The following is a 14,997-nucleotide window of genomic DNA, read 5'->3' as shown; positions in this document are numbered from 1 at the left end:
AGCTAATTTTCCAGGATGGTCTACCCTCACATCAGACGTCTGAAACCAGGGGAACACTCCATGCTCGCGCATCTTCCACCGGCCTTACAGAATCTGCAGCTACCGCTACGCCTGCGACTCTGGGACGGCCATGAATTCAATCTGGGGCCGACGCCCAGCGTCACGATTGTGGTCAAGGACCCACAAATGGTTACCCAGTTCACCCATCCAAGCCTGGACGCGCTCGGAGCGGCGTTTGTCGAGGGTAGACTTGAGCTGGAAGGCTCCATCAGCGACGTTATCCGCGTCTGCGATGAGTGGAGTCAGGCGATGCTGGACGAAAACGACGACAATCAGCCGGTTCGTACCGTCCACGACAAGGAAACCGACGCCAAAGCCATCTCCTATCACTACGACCTGTCCAATGCGTTTTACCAGCTGTGGCTCGACAGTGACATGGCGTATTCCTGTGCGTACTTCGAGACCGGTAGTGAAACCCTGGAGCAGGCGCAACAAGCCAAATTCCGTCATTTGTGCCGCAAGTTGCGGTTGCAGCCGGGTGAATATTTGCTGGACGTCGGTTGCGGTTGGGGCGGACTGGCGCGGTACGCGGCGCGGGAGTTCGGCGCCAGGGTATTCGGCATTACGCTCAGCAAAGAACAACTCGCCCTGGCCCGTGAACGCGTGAAAGAGGAAGGTCTGGAGGATCTGGTCGAGCTGCAACTGCTCGACTACCGCGACCTGCCTCAAGATGGGCGCTTCGACAAAGTGGTCAGTGTCGGCATGTTCGAACACGTCGGCCACGCGAATCTGGCTGAGTACTGCAAAACCTTGTTCGGCGCGGTGAAAGAAGGCGGCCTGGTGATGAACCACGGGATCACCGCCAAACACACCGACGGCCGTCCGGTGGGACGCGGTGCCGGCGACTTCATTGAGAAATACGTGTTCCCCAACGGCGAGCTGCCGCACCTGTCGATGATCTCGGCCGAAATCAGTGAAGCAGGTTTGGAGATCGTCGACGTCGAGAGCCTGCGCCTGCACTACGCGCGTACCCTGGACCACTGGAGTGAACGCCTGGAAGACAATCTGGAAGCGGCGTCCAGGCAAGTGCCGGAGCAGGCCCTACGGATCTGGCGGCTGTACCTGGCGGGATGCGCTTATGCGTTTGCCCGGGGCTGGATCAACCTGCACCAGATCCTCGCGGTCAAAGCCCACCCCGATGGCAGCCATGAATTGCCATGGACCCGCGACGACATCTACAACCCTTAGAGAATCGGTGAAATAAGCCGGGCGACCCGCATGCCGATCTGTTGCAGGCGGTGGGTCTCCCGGCTTTCTTCCTTGGCGATTTCATGGGCCTGATTGAAGTCTTCGTTGAGCATCTGCTCCACCTCCGCGGCAAATGCGCTGTCGACCGTCAACAACATCACTTCGAAGTTAAGCCGGAACGAGCGGTTGTCCAGGTTGGCACTGCCGATGGCGCTGATTTCATTGTCGATCAATACCACTTTCTGATGCAGGAAACCGGGCTCGTAGCGGAACACCCGCACCCCCGCGCGAACGGCCTCGAAGGCATAGAGGCTGGAGGCGGCATAGACGATGCGGTGGTCCGGACGCGAGGGCAGCAATAGACGCACATCGACACCGCGCAGCACTGCCAGCCTGAGTGCGGCAAACACCGCTTCGTCGGGGATGAAGTAGGGGCTGGTGATCCACACCCGCTCGGTCGCGGCATGGATGGCTTCGACGAAGAACAATGAACAGGTTTCGTAGGAATCCGCCGGGCCGCTCGCCAGCAATTGGCAAAGCACACCGTCGTCCGGATACGCATCCGGCAGGATCAGCGGCGGCAATGACCGTGCAGCCCAGAACCAGTCTTCGGCAAAAGACTCCTGCATGCAGGCCACCACCGGACCGCGGACTCGAACATGGGTATCTCGCCAAGGCGCGAGCGGTGGTTTCTCGCCCATGTATTCGTCGCCAACGTTATGTCCACCCACGAATCCCAGGACACCATCGACCACCACGATCTTGCGATGGTTGCGGAAATTCACCTGGAAGCGATTGAGCCAGCCACTGCGAGTGGCGAACGCTTTGACTTCGACGCCGGCATCGCGCAACGGTTGCACGTAGCTGTGGGGCAGGGAGTGGCTGCCAATGCGGTCGTACAGCAAGTAAATCGCGACGCCTTCGGCCGCTTTTTCCAGCAGCAGGGTTTGCAGGCGTTGGCCGAGACGATCATCGTGGATGATAAAAAACTGAATCAGCACGGCTTCTTTCGCCTGGCTGATAGCCTCGAAAATCGAATCAAAGGTGGCTTGGCCATTGATCAACAAATGCACTTCGTTGTTCGCCAGGCACGGCATGCGGCCCAGTTTCGGCATCGCCCGCAACGACGCGTAGGCGTTGGAAGCACGAGCGGTCAGCGCCTCCTCGACCCAGGGGCGCCAGTTGAGCTCGGAGATGGCTTTGCGCATCTCTTCGTTGGCCTGGCGCCGCGCCTTGATGTAGCCATCAAAGGTACTGCGGCCGAAGACCAGATAGGGGATGAGCGTGAGATAAGGAATAAACACCAACGAAAGCGCCCAGGCAATCGATCCCTGGGCGGTGCGGACGGTGAGCACGGCGTGAATGGCAGCAATCAGGCCCAGCGTGTGAAGCAGTGCAATGGTGTAGCCGAAAATGTGCGGTCCAAAGTAATCCATGGGGCAGCCTTGCTCCTGAAGATTCAGTGCTTAACAGACCATGTTCCGTGCAGAATGTCGCTATTTAATTGGCCCATGAACCGAAGCCGATGCCCGGCGTCTAACGGCCACAACTGATCAGGAGTTACTCGATGAACGTTCGTCTGCTGGGTTTGGCCATGGCTGTTGGTTTGTCACTTCCGGTGGCGGCTCAGGCACAGATGCTGCAACCGGGGTTATGGGAATTGACCACCAGCAACATGAAGGTCGATGACCAGAACCTGCCGGACTTGCAACTGATCCTCGGGCAGTTACAGAGCCAGATGACCCCGGAACAGCGCGCACAATTGGAGAAACAGGGCATCACCATGGGCGGCAAAGGGATTCGGGCGTGCCTGACACCGGAGCAGGTGAAGACCGACAATATTCCACTGACCGACCCGCAATCGGGCTGCAAGCAGGAAATCACTGATCGCTCTGGTAACCAGTGGAAATTCCGTTTCAGCTGTCCGAAAGCGCAAGGCGCCGGTGTGGCTACTTTCCTCAGCGACCGTGAGTTCACCACCAAGGTCAACGGCACTTTCAACGCTACCGGCATTAATCAAAAGGGCAGCCTGGAAAGTCGTGCCGTGTGGCTGGGACAGGATTGCGGAACGGTCAAGCCTCGCGCTTAAGACCTTCGTCGTTACGCCCGCTCCCTACACGCTTGTGCGGGAGCGGGCTTGATTCAGCCACTGACACGCTGCCTCAATACCCATCCTGCCGAAATCCTCGCCCGCACCGCTGCGCAAACTGACGAACTCTCCTTCCTGTTCCTTCTCGCCCACGACCATCAGGTACGGCACTTTTTGACCGTGCTCACGAATCTTGTGGCGGACCTTTTCATGGCGCAGATCCACATGGACGTGCACACCGCTTCGGCGCAATGCCTCGGTCACCGACTGGACATAACTCGCCTGGCGCTCCGCCATGCTGACAATCATGACCAGGGGCGGTGCTCGCCAGCTGTCCAGTTCCTGTTGGCAAGACCAACACGTGCCGTAGATCCGTTGTTCAGACGTACCGCTGATGTAGTCGAGGGAAAACGCCTGCAACACCTTCGTGGCTGGAACCTGTGGGCCTGCCGTTAAATGCTCGAAATCTCCCAGGCGGTATAGCGACCGTCGATCTTCTGCCTTCGAGGCTCGGCGGCGGATTGAGTGGTTGGTCGCGGCCAGCAGCTGCATGCGGGCTTCGATCAGCGGCAGGTCGTCGCGGGTTAACGATTGATTGAGGGTAAACCCGCAGAAGAAACCATCCCCCAGCGCCGACCCGGCCTTCAGCTGAACATGGGGATGAAGTTGCTTGACCGCCATCGCCAGTATCAATGCACAAGAGCGTCGAAGAATCTCCAGGCCATCGGGTTCTTGAGGCGTGACGATGTTGACCCGAGCATCGCCTCTGATCACGTATTCGCAGTCCACCAACACGCCGTCCACCCGACCGGCCACCGCCGCTTTGGCCAGCGCGGGGCTGATGCTCGCGGCGAGTTCGTACACGGACAATGGCTGATCGTATTCACGCAATGAACCATCGGGCAGGCGGATCTGAATCATGGTGATGCTCTCGAGTGCTTCTGTATTACGCGCTAGCGCATAAACCGTAATGGTAATCCCTGACAGTTGTCATTAAGACGTTTGTCGTGCCAGGCAATTTGCCCGGACACCAGCGTGGTGCTGACACTGTGACGAAAACGCTGCCGGGCGAAAGGCGTCCAGCCGCATTGAGACAGGATGGGCTGTTGGGAAACGGCAACGCCATCGGGTTCGGATTTGATCAGAACGAGGTCGGCCCAATAGCCCTCGCGCAGATAACCGCGGTCGGGAATAGCGAACAAATCGGCTACGCGGTGACTGGTCTTGGCCACGAGGGTGGTTATCGGCAGGACTTTGTCAGCCATTAATTCCAGCAACGCGGGCAGGGCGTGTTGCACCAGCGGCAGGCCGGAAGGAGCCTGATGATAAGGCTGTTGTTTCTCCGCCCACGTGTGCGGCGCGTGGTCGCTGCCGATCACATCGAGTCGATGGCTGTGCAGTGCCTGGCGCAATGCATCGCGGTCGGCTTGAGACTTGATGGCCGGGTTGCACTTGATCAGATTACCGAGGCTGGAGTAGTCCCGATCATCGAACAGCAAGTGGTGCAGGCACACTTCGGCGGTAATGCGTTTGTGGGCCAGCGGCTTGTCTTCAAACAGCGCCAGTTCGCGGGCGGTGGTCAGGTGCAACACATGCAATCGCGTGCCATGCCGCTTGGCCAGGTCCACGGCCATCGAAGACGAGCGAAAGCACGCCTCGGCGTTGCGGATCAATGGATGGGCGGCCGCAGGAATGTGTTCGCCGAACAGGTCTCGAAGGTTTGCGTCGTTGGCCTCGATGCTGGGCGTGTGCTCGCAATGGGCCAACAGAATCGTCGGCACTTGGGCGAATAGCCGCTCCAGAATCCGAGGATCATCGACCAGCATGTTGCCCGTGGAGGCGCCCATGAACACTTTGACGCCGGCCACTTCGCAAGGGTTGAGCGCTGCGATGGTGTCGAGGTTGTCATTGCTGACGCCGAAATGGAAACCGTAATTGGCCACTGAACTGATCGCCGCGCGCCGCTGCTTGTCAGCCAGGTCTGCGAGGGTCAGGGTCGCCGGACGGGTGTTGGGCATGTCCATGAAACTGGTGATTCCCCCAGCCACCGCGGCCCTCGATTCCGTGTAGAAACTGCCCTTGTGCGGTGCGCCGGGATCGCGAAAGTGCACTTGGTCGTCGATCATTCCGGGTAGCAGCCATTGACCGTCGGCATCGATTTCCACGTCGGCATTTTCACCCTGGATGCTGCTGGCGATCTTCACGATTCGACCATTGCTGACCAGCAGATCTCCCTCGAACTCACGGCCTTCGTTCACCAGCCGGGCATTGCGAATCAGCACACTGGTCATGGTCAGAACTCGTTTTGCAGCGCTTTGTAACCGCGCACCAGGTCGACGTTGGTGCGCGCCACGTCTTCGGAAAACTCCGAGGCGCTGACGCTGACAGGGGGGAACTGCGACAGGTCGGTGTTCGGTCCGATGCGGGTGGTGGAGGGGACGTAGAAGTCATCGGGCAAGTCGCGACCGTCGACCACCGAGTTATGCCGCACGACGCAACCATCACCGACCGCGCAATTGAACAGCACACTGTTGAAGCCGATGAACACCCGGTCACCCACGGTGCAGGGGCCATGCACAATGGAGCGATGGGCGATCGAACTGAACTCGCCGATGGTGACGGCGGCGCCGGACTTGGAATGAATGACCACACCGTCCTGGATGTTCGAGTTGGCGCCGATGGTGATCGGCTCCATCTCACCGCTGGCGTCTACTTCGTCGGCGCGAATCACCGCGTAAGGACCGACGAAGACGTTCTCTCCAATCAGCACTTTGCCGCAAATGATGGCGGTCTTATCTACGTAGGCGGACTCCGCAATTTGCGGCAAATCCCCTGAAGGGTTCTTGCGGATCATGGTTTGCTCAACGCTTGGTAGAGGGTGTTGAGGTTGTATTCGAACAGCCCGGCAAAGGTGCTGGCCGGCCCGGTGGCGGCGAGTGCATCGGAGTACAACGTGCCACCGATCTGCGCGCCGCTTTCATCGGCAATCTGTTTCAGCAGGCGGGCGTCCTTGATGTTTTCCATGAACACCGCTTTGACCTTGGCTTGGCGAATCTGGGTGATCAGTGCAGCGACTTCAGCGGCCGACGGTTCACGTTCGGTGGACAGTCCTTGCGGTGCCATGAAGTCGATCCCGTAGGCCTGACCCAGATAGCCGAAGGCGTCATGGGAGGTGACGATTTTTCGATTGCCCGGCGGCAGGGAGCCGAGCTTGGCCTTGGCTTCGGCAAGCAGGGCGTAGATCTGTTTCAGGTAGGCCTGACTGTTGCGTTGGTAGTCGGCGGTGTTCGCCGGGTCGGCGGCGATCAACGCTTTGGTGATGTTGGCGATGTACAGTTCGGTGTTCGCCAGGTTGTGCCAGGCATGAGGGTCAGGAATGGTCTCGCCGTCTTCATCCAGCGAGCGCGGAATGACACCGTGACTCGCACTGATCACCGGCGCCTTGGTTTCGGTACTGGTCACCAGACGGTCCAGCCATGGCTCAAAACCCAATCCATTCTTGATGATCAGCTTGGCCCTGAGCAGTGCCTTGGCGTCATCCGGCGTCGGCTCGTAGGTATGGGCGTCGGCGTCCGGACCGACCATATTGGTGATCTGGATATGCTCGCCGCCGACCTGATGGGTCATGTCGGCGAGGATGCTGAAGCTGGTGACCACCTGAAGTTTTTCCGCCGCAGACAGCGACATCGACAGCATCAAACTGAACAGTACGAGTAGAGCGCGCATCGGGCAACACCTCATTGGGATGTGAGCAAAGGCGGGCGGCGCAATAAACCGTGCACCGGCCCCAACACCACGGACAACAGATAAAAACCACCGGCCACCAGCACAATCGCCGGACCGCTGGGCAGCGAGTAGAAGAACGACAGCAGTAATCCGAGCCACACCGAGAGGCAGCCGAGCACGGCGGCGATGGCAATCAACACCGGCAAACGGCGGCTCCAGAAACGAGATGCGGCGGCGGGCAACATCATCAGACCGACCACCATCAGCGCGCCGATAGCCTGGAAACCGATCACCAGATTCAGCACCACGAGCGTCAGGAACACACCGTGGGCCAGCGGTCCGAGACGGCTGACGGTTTGCAGAAAGAGCGGGTCGAGGGTGTCCAGCAACAGCGGTTTGTAGATCAGGCCCATGGCGATCAGGCTGAAGCCCGAGACCCACAACATGCCGGTCAACGTCGGGCCATCGACCGCCAATGCGGAACCAAACAACAGGTGCAAAAGGTCCAGGCGCTTGCCGGCAATGCCCAGGATCAGCACTCCGCTGGCGAGGGAAATCGGGTAGATCGCTGCCAGACTGGCGTCTTCTCGCAAGCCGGTACGACGGGTGATCCATGCGGCCAGTCCGGCCATGCTCAGGCCTGCGCCCAAGCCACCAAACGTCAATGCCGGCAAACTCAATCCCGCGAACCAGAAGCCGAGCGCGGCGCCGGGCAAGATGCCGTGAGCGACGGCATCGCCGATCAGGCTCATGCGTCGCAAGATCAGAAATACCCCCAGCGGAGCCGTGCTGCAGGCCAGGACGAGTCCGCCGATAAGTGCCCGACGCATGAACACAAACTCGTGGAAGGGCTGCCAAAGCTGAGTGGCTGCGAGCATCAGGCCACCTGCGTTTGTGGTTGTTGGCGGATCAGTTCGGTACTAGGCCCGAGTAGGCAGCCGCTGCTGTTGATCAGCAGTGTGTGTGGAATGTGTTGGCGAACGGCGGCGAGGTCATGGCACACCACAACCAGGGTTCGACCCTCGGCATGCCATTGGTGGATATGTTTCCAGAGCAGCGATTGACCGAGTTCGTCGAGCGCCGCGTGCGGTTCATCGAGCAACAACAAGGGCGTTTGCGCAAGGCTCAATCGGGCGAGCAGGGCGCGTTGCAGTTCTCCTCCGGACAAGGCCATCAAAGGGCGTTGCTCCAGACCGCTGAGGCACCAATCTTCCAACACTGTTTTCAGGCGTTGGCTGCGCAGTTCGGGCGATTGCTTGCTACCCCAAAAACCTGCGGCTACCAACTCTTGGAGACTGATAGGAAATTGCCGGTCCAGGTGTTGTTGCTGAGGGAGGAAGGACAGCGAGCCCTGGCGTGGAACATCGAGGAAGATTTTGCCTGTGAGTGGTTTTTGCAATCCTGCGATGACTTTCAGCAAGCTGCTTTTCCCCGACCCGTTGGCACCGATCACGGCGGTCAGGCTTCCCTTGGGCAATTCGAAATCCACGGGCGGTGTGAGTGGCTGGCCGGGGGCGCCCCAGCGCAATGCCTGGCAACGGATCATGCAGCCTCCCAATTCCAGCGGCTTTCGGCAACGGCATCATGGGCGTGCAGGCTTTCGGCGTGGATGACCCGGACGTGAAAGGCGTGGATGCCGGGTGCGCGTTTCAGGGCGAGGTTCAGGCGTCGCGCGGCGTCTTCGCAGAACATCAGGTTCTGACCATTGGCCAAGGCGAAGGCTTGTTCATCGGCGCGCTTGACCGCGGTTTGTACGGCAGTACCGAGAGCGGCTTCGGCGTCGTTGATGAGGGTGATCAGTGGCAGGTCATCCAGATAATCGTCCAGACGCACGCTCAAATGTGCGGTGCTGCGTTGGCTATGGGGCGTCGCAACGATGCCTTTTGTGGAACCGAGCCATGCCAATACATCGGCGTGTTGCAGTGACTGGTTGGCAAAGTCATCGACGAATTGCTGCTGAATCAACTGCCGGGACAGTGCCGCTGAACACGGGCAAGTCGAGGAATAAGCAACGCCGATTTTTAGTTCCACGTGGAACATCGCGTTTTTCAATCGCGCTTCGATGCTCACCGGGTAGCTTTTCCAACCGGCCAACGGGCTGATTAACGCTGGCCGTTTGAGCAGCAAATCAGCGTGAATTTTTAAGTAAGCGTTGCGGGACAGTCCTTCATGGCTGTCGAGAAAACTTTGCAGGATTCGTCGCAACAAGGTCGGTGTCAGGTTTTCCTGCTCGAGCATTTCCAGCGCCAGATACAACCGCGACATATGAATACCGCGTGCCTCTCCGTCATCGAGGCTCACGCCCGCATCTGCTGTTGCGCTCAGGCGTTGGCCATCGAACAGAACAGGAAGAGCAATGCCGCACATGCCCACCCAGTCGAGTGGCAGAGCTTGGCGAGAGGCTTGCGCGGCGATATCCGGCAGAGTCAGCGCATTCATGAGCAGGTCCATCGTGGGAATCGATTTGGCATGTTATGTTATTACATTAAATTCGACTACGCCTTTTTCTCGAGCGGTCCTCTTCATGCACAGACGTCACTTGCTCAACCTGATTCTGGCCAGCGCAGCCTTCGCGTTGCCCTTTGGTGTCTCGGCCACGCAAATTCGCAACGCACGGTTGTGGCGGTCGGATGACAAGCTGCGATTGGTGTTTGATCTGAGCGGGCCGGTGCACTACAAAACCTTTTCACTCAGTTCGCCCGAGCGGCTGATCATTGATCTGAGTGGCGCCAACCTCAGTGGCGATTTCAGTCAGCTATCCCTCGCCAATACGGTGATCCACTCGATCCGCTCCGGGCATTTTGGTCTGGGGGATACGCGAATCGTCCTCGACCTCAGCGGCCCGGTGCAGCTCAACAGCTTTTTGCTCCCGCCGCAGGAGGGGCAAGGCCATAGGCTGGTGCTCGATCTGAAGTCCGCTGCGTCATTGCCCGTTGCTGTGCCCTCAGAGGTGATCCAGGACACGGCGCACGCCAAACGCGACATCATCGTGGTGGTCGACCCTGGTCATGGCGGGAAAGACCCTGGCGCGGTCGGCGCCAAGGGGGAGCGAGAGAAAGACGTGGTGTTGTCCATCGCTCAGCTGCTGGCCAAGCGTCTAAAACGCGAAAAGGGCTTTGACGTGAAGCTGGTGCGCAACGACGACTTTTTTGTTCCGCTGCGCAAACGGGTAGAGATAGCGCGCAAGCACAACGCCGACATGTTCATCTCGGTGCATGCGGACGCAGCCCCGCGTCTTACGGCTTCCGGTGCTTCGGTGTATTGCTTGTCTGAAGGCGGTGCGACCTCGGCCACGGCGCGCTTCATGGCACAACGTGAGAACGGCGCGGATTTGCTGGGCGCCACTCGTTTGCTCAATCTCAAGGACAAAGACCCGATGCTCGCCGGGGTCATTCTCGACATGTCGATGAACGCCACCCTGGCCGCCAGTTTGCAGTTGGGCAGTACGGTCCTGGGGAGCCTGGCGGGGATCACCACGCTGCATCAAAAGCGCGTGGAACAAGCAGGATTTGCGGTGTTGAAGTCGCCGGACGTGCCGTCGATCCTGGTGGAGACCGGCTTCATTTCCAACGCTCGCGACAGCCAGCGACTGGTCACCGCACGTCATCAACAGGCCGTGGCGGACGGTTTATTCGAAGGGTTGCAGCGCTATTTCCAGAAAAATCCGCCCGCCAACAGCTACATCGCCTGGCAACAAGCGCAGAAAAAAACGCAGGTCTAGCAGCCGGTAATCCGGCTGCAGGTGAACTTGGCGCTGCTGCCACCCGAACTGGAGAAGCGATTGATGGTGGTCCAGCCCACCCGACGGTTGTAGCCAACCCAGGCCTCGCCGTCGGAAGCGATGCCGGTGAAAAAGGTCAGTTGCCCGTAGCGGCTGTTGGTCTGTGCCCAGTAGCGCTTGCCCGCCATTTCGAAGCCGCGCAGATAGATCGTGCTGCCGACGGTGTTGACGCTGTAGGCGTTGCCGTCGACATCCACGCAGGCCAGCAGATTGGCGCTACGGGTGCATTGGGCCAGGCTCGGAATCTGCGCCCAGGCCTGTGTGGCCATCAGCAGCGAAACACTCATCAGCGCCAGTTTCAGGGCAATACGCATGGGATTTCTCGGGGACTGGACGGCCTTTAGCATCGGTCGCTTTGGTGTCATGGGCAAGAAGAGAGTGGCTTGATTGTGTTGTTATACTATAACATTTAAAAAAGCCCGACTCTGCGACCGGGCATCCTTGTGAGGAATATCTGATGCCCAATCGTCTACCCGTGACCGTCCTCTCGGGCTTTCTCGGTGCCGGAAAAAGTACGCTGCTCAACTACGTCCTGCGCAATCGCGACAACTTGCGGGTCGCGGTCATCGTCAACGATATGAGCGAGATCAACATCGATGGCAGCGAGGTCCAGCGTGATGTCAGCCTGAACCGCGCCGAAGAGAAACTCATCGAAATGAGCAACGGCTGCATTTGCTGCACCTTGCGCGAAGACCTGCTCGAAGAAGTCAGCAAACTCGCCAGGGACGGGCGTTTCGACTACCTGTTGATCGAATCCACCGGCATTTCCGAACCGCTGCCCGTGGCGGAAACCTTTACCTTCCGTGATGAAGAAGGGCAAAGCCTGGCCGACATCGCGCGGCTCGACACTATGGTCACCGTGGTGGATGGCATGAACTTCCTGCTCGACTATCAGGCCGCCGAAAGCCTTGCGTCCCGTGGCGAAACGTTGGGTGAGGAGGACGAGCGTTCGATCACTGATCTGTTGATCGAGCAGATCGAATTTGCCGATGTCATCCTGATCAGCAAGATCGACTTGATCAGCCGCCGCGAGCGCGAGGAGCTGATTGCGATTCTTCAACGCCTCAACGCGCAGGCAGACATCATTCCCATGGTCATGGGCGAAGTACCCCTGGGAAAAATCCTCAATACCGGTCGCTTCGACTTTGAAAAAGCCGCTCAGGCGCCGGGCTGGTTGCAGGAATTGCGTGGCGAGCATGTGCCGGAAACCGAGGAATATGGCATCGCCTCGACTGCTTACCGGGCCCGCCGCCCCTTTCATCCGCAACGCTTTTTCAGCTTTATCGACCGCCCTTGGGTGAACGGAAAACTGCTGCGCTCCAAAGGGTTTTTCTGGTTGGCGAGTAAGCCCATGGACGCGGGCAGCTGGTCCCAGGCGGGGGGCTTGATGCGTCATGGTTTTGCGGGGCGCTGGTGGCGATTTGTGCCGAAAACCCAGTGGCCGCAGGATGAAGAAAGTACCGCCGGGATCATGGAGAACTGGACCGCCGCCACCGGCGATTGCCGCCAGGAATTGGTGTTCATCGGCCAGAACATCGACTTCGCACAACTCACCGCCGAACTCGATGATTGTCTGCTGACTGAGGCCGAAATGGCCTTGGGTGTCGACGGTTGGCGATTGCTGCCAGATCCGTTTGGCCCCTGGCACGAAGAGGTCGCCGCCTGATGTTGGCGCCGAGTCTGAAGCGGCGTTCGGTCGTTCATTCTGTCCAGGACGAAACGCCGCAAACGCTCGCGAGAATCCTCGATGACGAGGTAAACCTCGCCGTTTGGCAGCGCCAGCTTCCGGTGCATATCAACGATTTCGGCCAGTTGTTGCTGTCCCTCAACGTACCGTTAGCCGAGTCGCTGGTTGTGGAGCTGCCCAGCGATGACGCCGAACCCAATCTACACGGGTTGGCGGCTGGGTTCAGCGATCTGCACGGGTATGAGGGCTTCATTGCCGACGTGTCGTGGCTGGTCAGCGCGTTTGCCTGTTTGTTAGGCGTCCAGCGCATCGGCCTGCGTTTGCGGGCGCTGGACAAGGCCATGTGCCCGCGTTTCCACGTCGATCATGTGCCGGTGCGGTTGATCACTACGTACTCCGGTATCGGCAGTCAGTGGCTGCGAGAGGGCGTGATGGATCGTCGCCAATTGGGTAAGCCTGAGGCTGAGCCTGTAGAGGATTCGCTGATCGAGCAGGTCGCCTGCGGGGACGTGGCGCTGTTCAAGGGCGAGAAGTGGCACGGCAACGAGGGTTTCGGCCTGATTCACCGCTCGCCGCAACTCGCTTCGGGTGAGCGTCGATTGATCCTGACCCTAGATTGGCTCGGCTAACGCCTCAAGGCGTGAGCCAGCTGCCTTGGCTCTGCGCTTCGCAAAACGGCTTCAAATAGGCCGCATCGGTGGCTACGCCGTAATAGTGAATGTCCTGCCGGTAAGGCATATTGGCGACTTGAGCGTTGCTGCACACCCCGAAGGCGCCGGTTGGGCATTGCTCAACATACTGCACGTCGACGGTCTGCCCGGCCAGATTGGGCTGGCAGAAGCCGTCGGCGAAGAGTTTTTCCGGGATATTGCGGTTTTGCTGGCAGACTTTCACGTCCAATCTCGCGGATGTGGTATGTACCACGCAGGCTTGGGCGAACACCTCGCTGGAACATAGCGCCAGCAGTAACGACAATCCCATCAACCGCATCTTTTACCTCCTCAGAAAACACCGACCATGTTGCAGAACATTCCCACTCACGTCATTGCCGGTCCATTAGGTGCCGGCAAAACCAGCCTGATCAAGCACCTGTTAACGCAGCGGCCGGTCGGCGAGCGTTGGGCGGTGTTGATCAACGAATTCGGGCAGATCGGCCTCGACGCTGCGCTGCTGACCTCCGACGCCGATGGTATCGCACTGGGCGAAGTGGCCGGCGGCTGTTTGTGTTGCGTCAATGGTGCGCCGTTTCAGATCGGGCTTGGGCGCTTGCTGCGCAAGGCCAAGCCGGATCGGTTGTTCATCGAACCCTCTGGCCTCGGCCATCCGGCCCGGCTGCTTGAGCAGTTGAGTGAGGCACCGTGGGTCGGTGTACTGGCGGTACAACCCTGCGTACTGGTGCTGGATGCCCAAGCGCTCGCGGCTGGCAAACCGCTGCCTGCGGCGCAACAGGAGACATTGAACAGCGCCGGCTTGTTGGTGTTGAACAAGGCGGAAGATCTCGACGCCGATGATCGCCAGCGCATCGCCGCGCCGTTACTGCCGCGTCCTCTGTACTGGACGCAGCACGCTCAGTTGCCATTGAGCCACTTGCCGGGACTCCAGGCTCAGGCCTTAGCGGGTGTGGATAACTTCATCGTGCCCAAGGGGCTGGCGCAACTGCCGGCCATCTGGACGGATCCCGCGCTGCCTATTTGCTTGAGTCAGGAACAGGAGGGTGGCTGGAGTATCGGCTGGCGTTGGCACCCGAGCCAGAGGTTCGACGTGGCGCGCATCGGGCTGTGGCTTGAAAGCCTGTCCTGGCGGCGGGCGAAGCTGGTTATCCACAGCGTCGACGGTTGGGTGTCGGCCAATGCTTTGGATAATTCGGTACTGGAGTGGAAGCCCAGCGAATGGCGCCAGGATTCGCGGATAGAACTGATTTTCAACGAGCCGCAGGAAGTGGATTCACTGCAAAGCGCCCTGGCTGACTGTCGGTCGAGTTAAGGGCGCCACTTGGTGTGTTCTTGCCGCCACTGGCTCAACTCGATCACCTCGGCGCGAGGCTTCACCACATCGACGATCGCAGGCGTGTCGTCGAACGGCATCGGGTAGGGCGCCAGTTCGATCTGCGCGCTGTGGGCGCCGAATTGGGTGATGGTGCCGTTGTGGCGGGTTTCGCCGGTCACGGTGAACTCAAAGTTGTACACGCGAGCCAGGCGCCGCCGGCCGTTGGCATCTTTGATGAACGCGATCTTTTTCAAGGCCACGTTGCCGTCCAGCAACTCGATGCCGAGCTTGGCGCAATGCTGTTTGACCCGCTCCAGCGCACGCTCGCGCAAGCCGTGGTTGTGCCACAACCACGCGCCACCGGTGGCGAGCAACATCAGCACGAAGATATTTCCGAGGGTCAGCATCAACAGGTTGCTCCAACTAGATGGTGTCAGCTTAACTGCGTCTCTGGTCTGTCGTACAGGCTGCTTTTCGTCG

At 59.4% G+C, this 14,997-nt stretch carries 17 protein-coding genes; 6 read left to right on the top strand and 11 right to left on the bottom strand.

Annotation, left to right across the window (positions count from 1 at the left end; all coding sequences use genetic code 11):
• Positions 1–60: 60 nt before the first annotated feature.
• Positions 61–1,248 (top strand): C17 cyclopropane fatty acid synthase CfaB, encoded by a 1,188-nt coding sequence (cfaB, locus tag H8F22_RS17765; protein WP_027926247.1) that lies wholly within the window; start codon positions 61–63, stop codon positions 1,246–1,248.
• On the opposite strand, the gene cls is transcribed toward cfaB, so the two are convergent.
• Positions 1,245–2,684 (bottom strand): cardiolipin synthase, encoded by a 1,440-nt coding sequence (cls, locus tag H8F22_RS17760; protein ID WP_194940506.1) that lies wholly within the window; start codon positions 2,682–2,684, stop codon positions 1,245–1,247. The two genes, cfaB and cls, sit on opposite strands and share 4 nt — an antisense overlap.
• 131 nt (positions 2,685–2,815) lie before the next feature.
• Between cls and H8F22_RS17755 the strand changes: the two genes are divergently transcribed.
• Positions 2,816–3,337: a DUF3617 domain-containing protein gene (locus tag H8F22_RS17755; RefSeq protein WP_027926249.1), complete on the top strand. Its 522-nt coding sequence runs from the start codon at positions 2,816–2,818 to the stop codon at positions 3,335–3,337.
• Positions 3,338–3,361: 24 nt separating this feature from the next.
• Here the strand turns inward: H8F22_RS17755 and H8F22_RS17750 are convergent, their stop codons facing one another.
• From H8F22_RS17750 to folE2, 7 genes are read right to left on the bottom strand one after another with little or no spacing between them, the layout of a single operon-like run.
• The gene (locus tag H8F22_RS17750; RefSeq protein WP_194940505.1) at positions 3,362–4,258 is read right to left on the bottom strand and encodes a His/Gly/Thr/Pro-type tRNA ligase C-terminal domain-containing protein; all 897 of its coding nucleotides are present in this window, start codon (positions 4,256–4,258) and stop codon (positions 3,362–3,364) included.
• Positions 4,259–4,290: 32 nt separating this feature from the next.
• Positions 4,291–5,628: a dihydroorotase gene (locus H8F22_RS17745; RefSeq protein WP_194940504.1), complete on the bottom strand. Its 1,338-nt coding sequence runs from the start codon at positions 5,626–5,628 to the stop codon at positions 4,291–4,293.
• A 2-nt stretch (positions 5,629–5,630) separates the two neighbouring features.
• Complete coding sequence (locus H8F22_RS17740) at positions 5,631–6,191, bottom strand: gamma carbonic anhydrase family protein (protein WP_027926252.1); 561 nt, start codon at positions 6,189–6,191, stop codon at positions 5,631–5,633.
• Positions 6,188–7,063, bottom strand: a complete 876-nt coding sequence (locus tag H8F22_RS17735; protein WP_027926253.1) for a metal ABC transporter substrate-binding protein — start codon at positions 7,061–7,063, stop codon at positions 6,188–6,190. The genes H8F22_RS17740 and H8F22_RS17735 overlap by 4 nt, the downstream gene beginning before the upstream one ends.
• A gap of 11 nt (positions 7,064–7,074) precedes the next feature.
• On the bottom strand, positions 7,075–7,941 hold the full coding sequence (locus H8F22_RS17730) for a metal ABC transporter permease (RefSeq protein ID WP_027926254.1): 867 nt from the start codon (positions 7,939–7,941) through the stop codon (positions 7,075–7,077).
• The gene (locus H8F22_RS17725; RefSeq protein WP_027926255.1) at positions 7,941–8,609 is read right to left on the bottom strand and encodes a metal ABC transporter ATP-binding protein; all 669 of its coding nucleotides are present in this window, start codon (positions 8,607–8,609) and stop codon (positions 7,941–7,943) included. The genes H8F22_RS17730 and H8F22_RS17725 overlap by 1 nt, the downstream gene beginning before the upstream one ends.
• The gene (gene folE2 / locus H8F22_RS17720) at positions 8,606–9,502 is read right to left on the bottom strand and encodes a GTP cyclohydrolase FolE2 (RefSeq protein WP_194940503.1); all 897 of its coding nucleotides are present in this window, start codon (positions 9,500–9,502) and stop codon (positions 8,606–8,608) included. Before folE2 ends, H8F22_RS17725 begins: the two co-directional genes overlap by 4 nt.
• Before the next feature lie 85 nt (positions 9,503–9,587).
• Between folE2 and H8F22_RS17715 the strand changes: the two genes are divergently transcribed.
• The gene (locus tag H8F22_RS17715; RefSeq protein WP_059181915.1) at positions 9,588–10,784 is read left to right on the top strand and encodes an N-acetylmuramoyl-L-alanine amidase; all 1,197 of its coding nucleotides are present in this window, start codon (positions 9,588–9,590) and stop codon (positions 10,782–10,784) included.
• On the opposite strand, the gene H8F22_RS17710 is transcribed toward H8F22_RS17715, so the two are convergent.
• Positions 10,781–11,158 carry a hypothetical protein gene (locus H8F22_RS17710; protein WP_027926258.1) on the bottom strand — a complete coding sequence of 126 codons (378 nt, stop codon included), beginning with the start codon at positions 11,156–11,158 and terminating at the stop codon, positions 10,781–10,783. The genes H8F22_RS17715 and H8F22_RS17710 overlap by 4 nt on opposite strands.
• Positions 11,159–11,301: 143 nt before the next feature.
• Here H8F22_RS17710 and zigA point away from each other — a divergent pair, with 143 nt between their 5' ends.
• Together zigA and H8F22_RS17700 are read left to right on the top strand one after the other, a co-directional pair.
• Positions 11,302–12,510: a zinc metallochaperone GTPase ZigA gene (gene zigA / locus H8F22_RS17705; protein WP_194940502.1), complete on the top strand. Its 1,209-nt coding sequence runs from the start codon at positions 11,302–11,304 to the stop codon at positions 12,508–12,510.
• The gene (locus H8F22_RS17700) at positions 12,510–13,160 is read left to right on the top strand and encodes a DUF1826 domain-containing protein (RefSeq protein WP_194940501.1); all 651 of its coding nucleotides are present in this window, start codon (positions 12,510–12,512) and stop codon (positions 13,158–13,160) included. Before zigA ends, H8F22_RS17700 begins: the two co-directional genes overlap by 1 nt.
• Positions 13,161–13,164: 4 nt before the next feature.
• Here H8F22_RS17700 and H8F22_RS17695 read toward each other — a convergent pair whose 3' ends face one another.
• The gene (locus tag H8F22_RS17695; RefSeq protein WP_027926261.1) at positions 13,165–13,521 is read right to left on the bottom strand and encodes a hypothetical protein; all 357 of its coding nucleotides are present in this window, start codon (positions 13,519–13,521) and stop codon (positions 13,165–13,167) included.
• A 27-nt stretch (positions 13,522–13,548) separates the two neighbouring features.
• Between H8F22_RS17695 and H8F22_RS17690 the strand changes: the two genes are divergently transcribed.
• Positions 13,549–14,514: a CobW family GTP-binding protein gene (locus tag H8F22_RS17690; RefSeq protein ID WP_194940500.1), complete on the top strand. Its 966-nt coding sequence runs from the start codon at positions 13,549–13,551 to the stop codon at positions 14,512–14,514.
• Here H8F22_RS17690 and H8F22_RS17685 read toward each other — a convergent pair.
• Positions 14,511–14,924: a DUF3301 domain-containing protein gene (locus H8F22_RS17685; RefSeq protein ID WP_027926263.1), complete on the bottom strand. Its 414-nt coding sequence runs from the start codon at positions 14,922–14,924 to the stop codon at positions 14,511–14,513. The two genes, H8F22_RS17690 and H8F22_RS17685, sit on opposite strands and share 4 nt — an antisense overlap.
• Between the last annotated feature and the right edge of the window lie 73 nt (positions 14,925–14,997).

It is taken from the genome of Pseudomonas mucoides (assembly GCF_015461845.1).
In the GTDB taxonomy this organism is placed as follows: Bacteria; Pseudomonadota; Gammaproteobacteria; order Pseudomonadales; family Pseudomonadaceae; genus Aquipseudomonas; species Aquipseudomonas mucoides.
The sequence above is the reverse complement of the archived record's forward strand: the minus strand, read 5'-3'. Positions and strand labels throughout refer to the sequence as shown.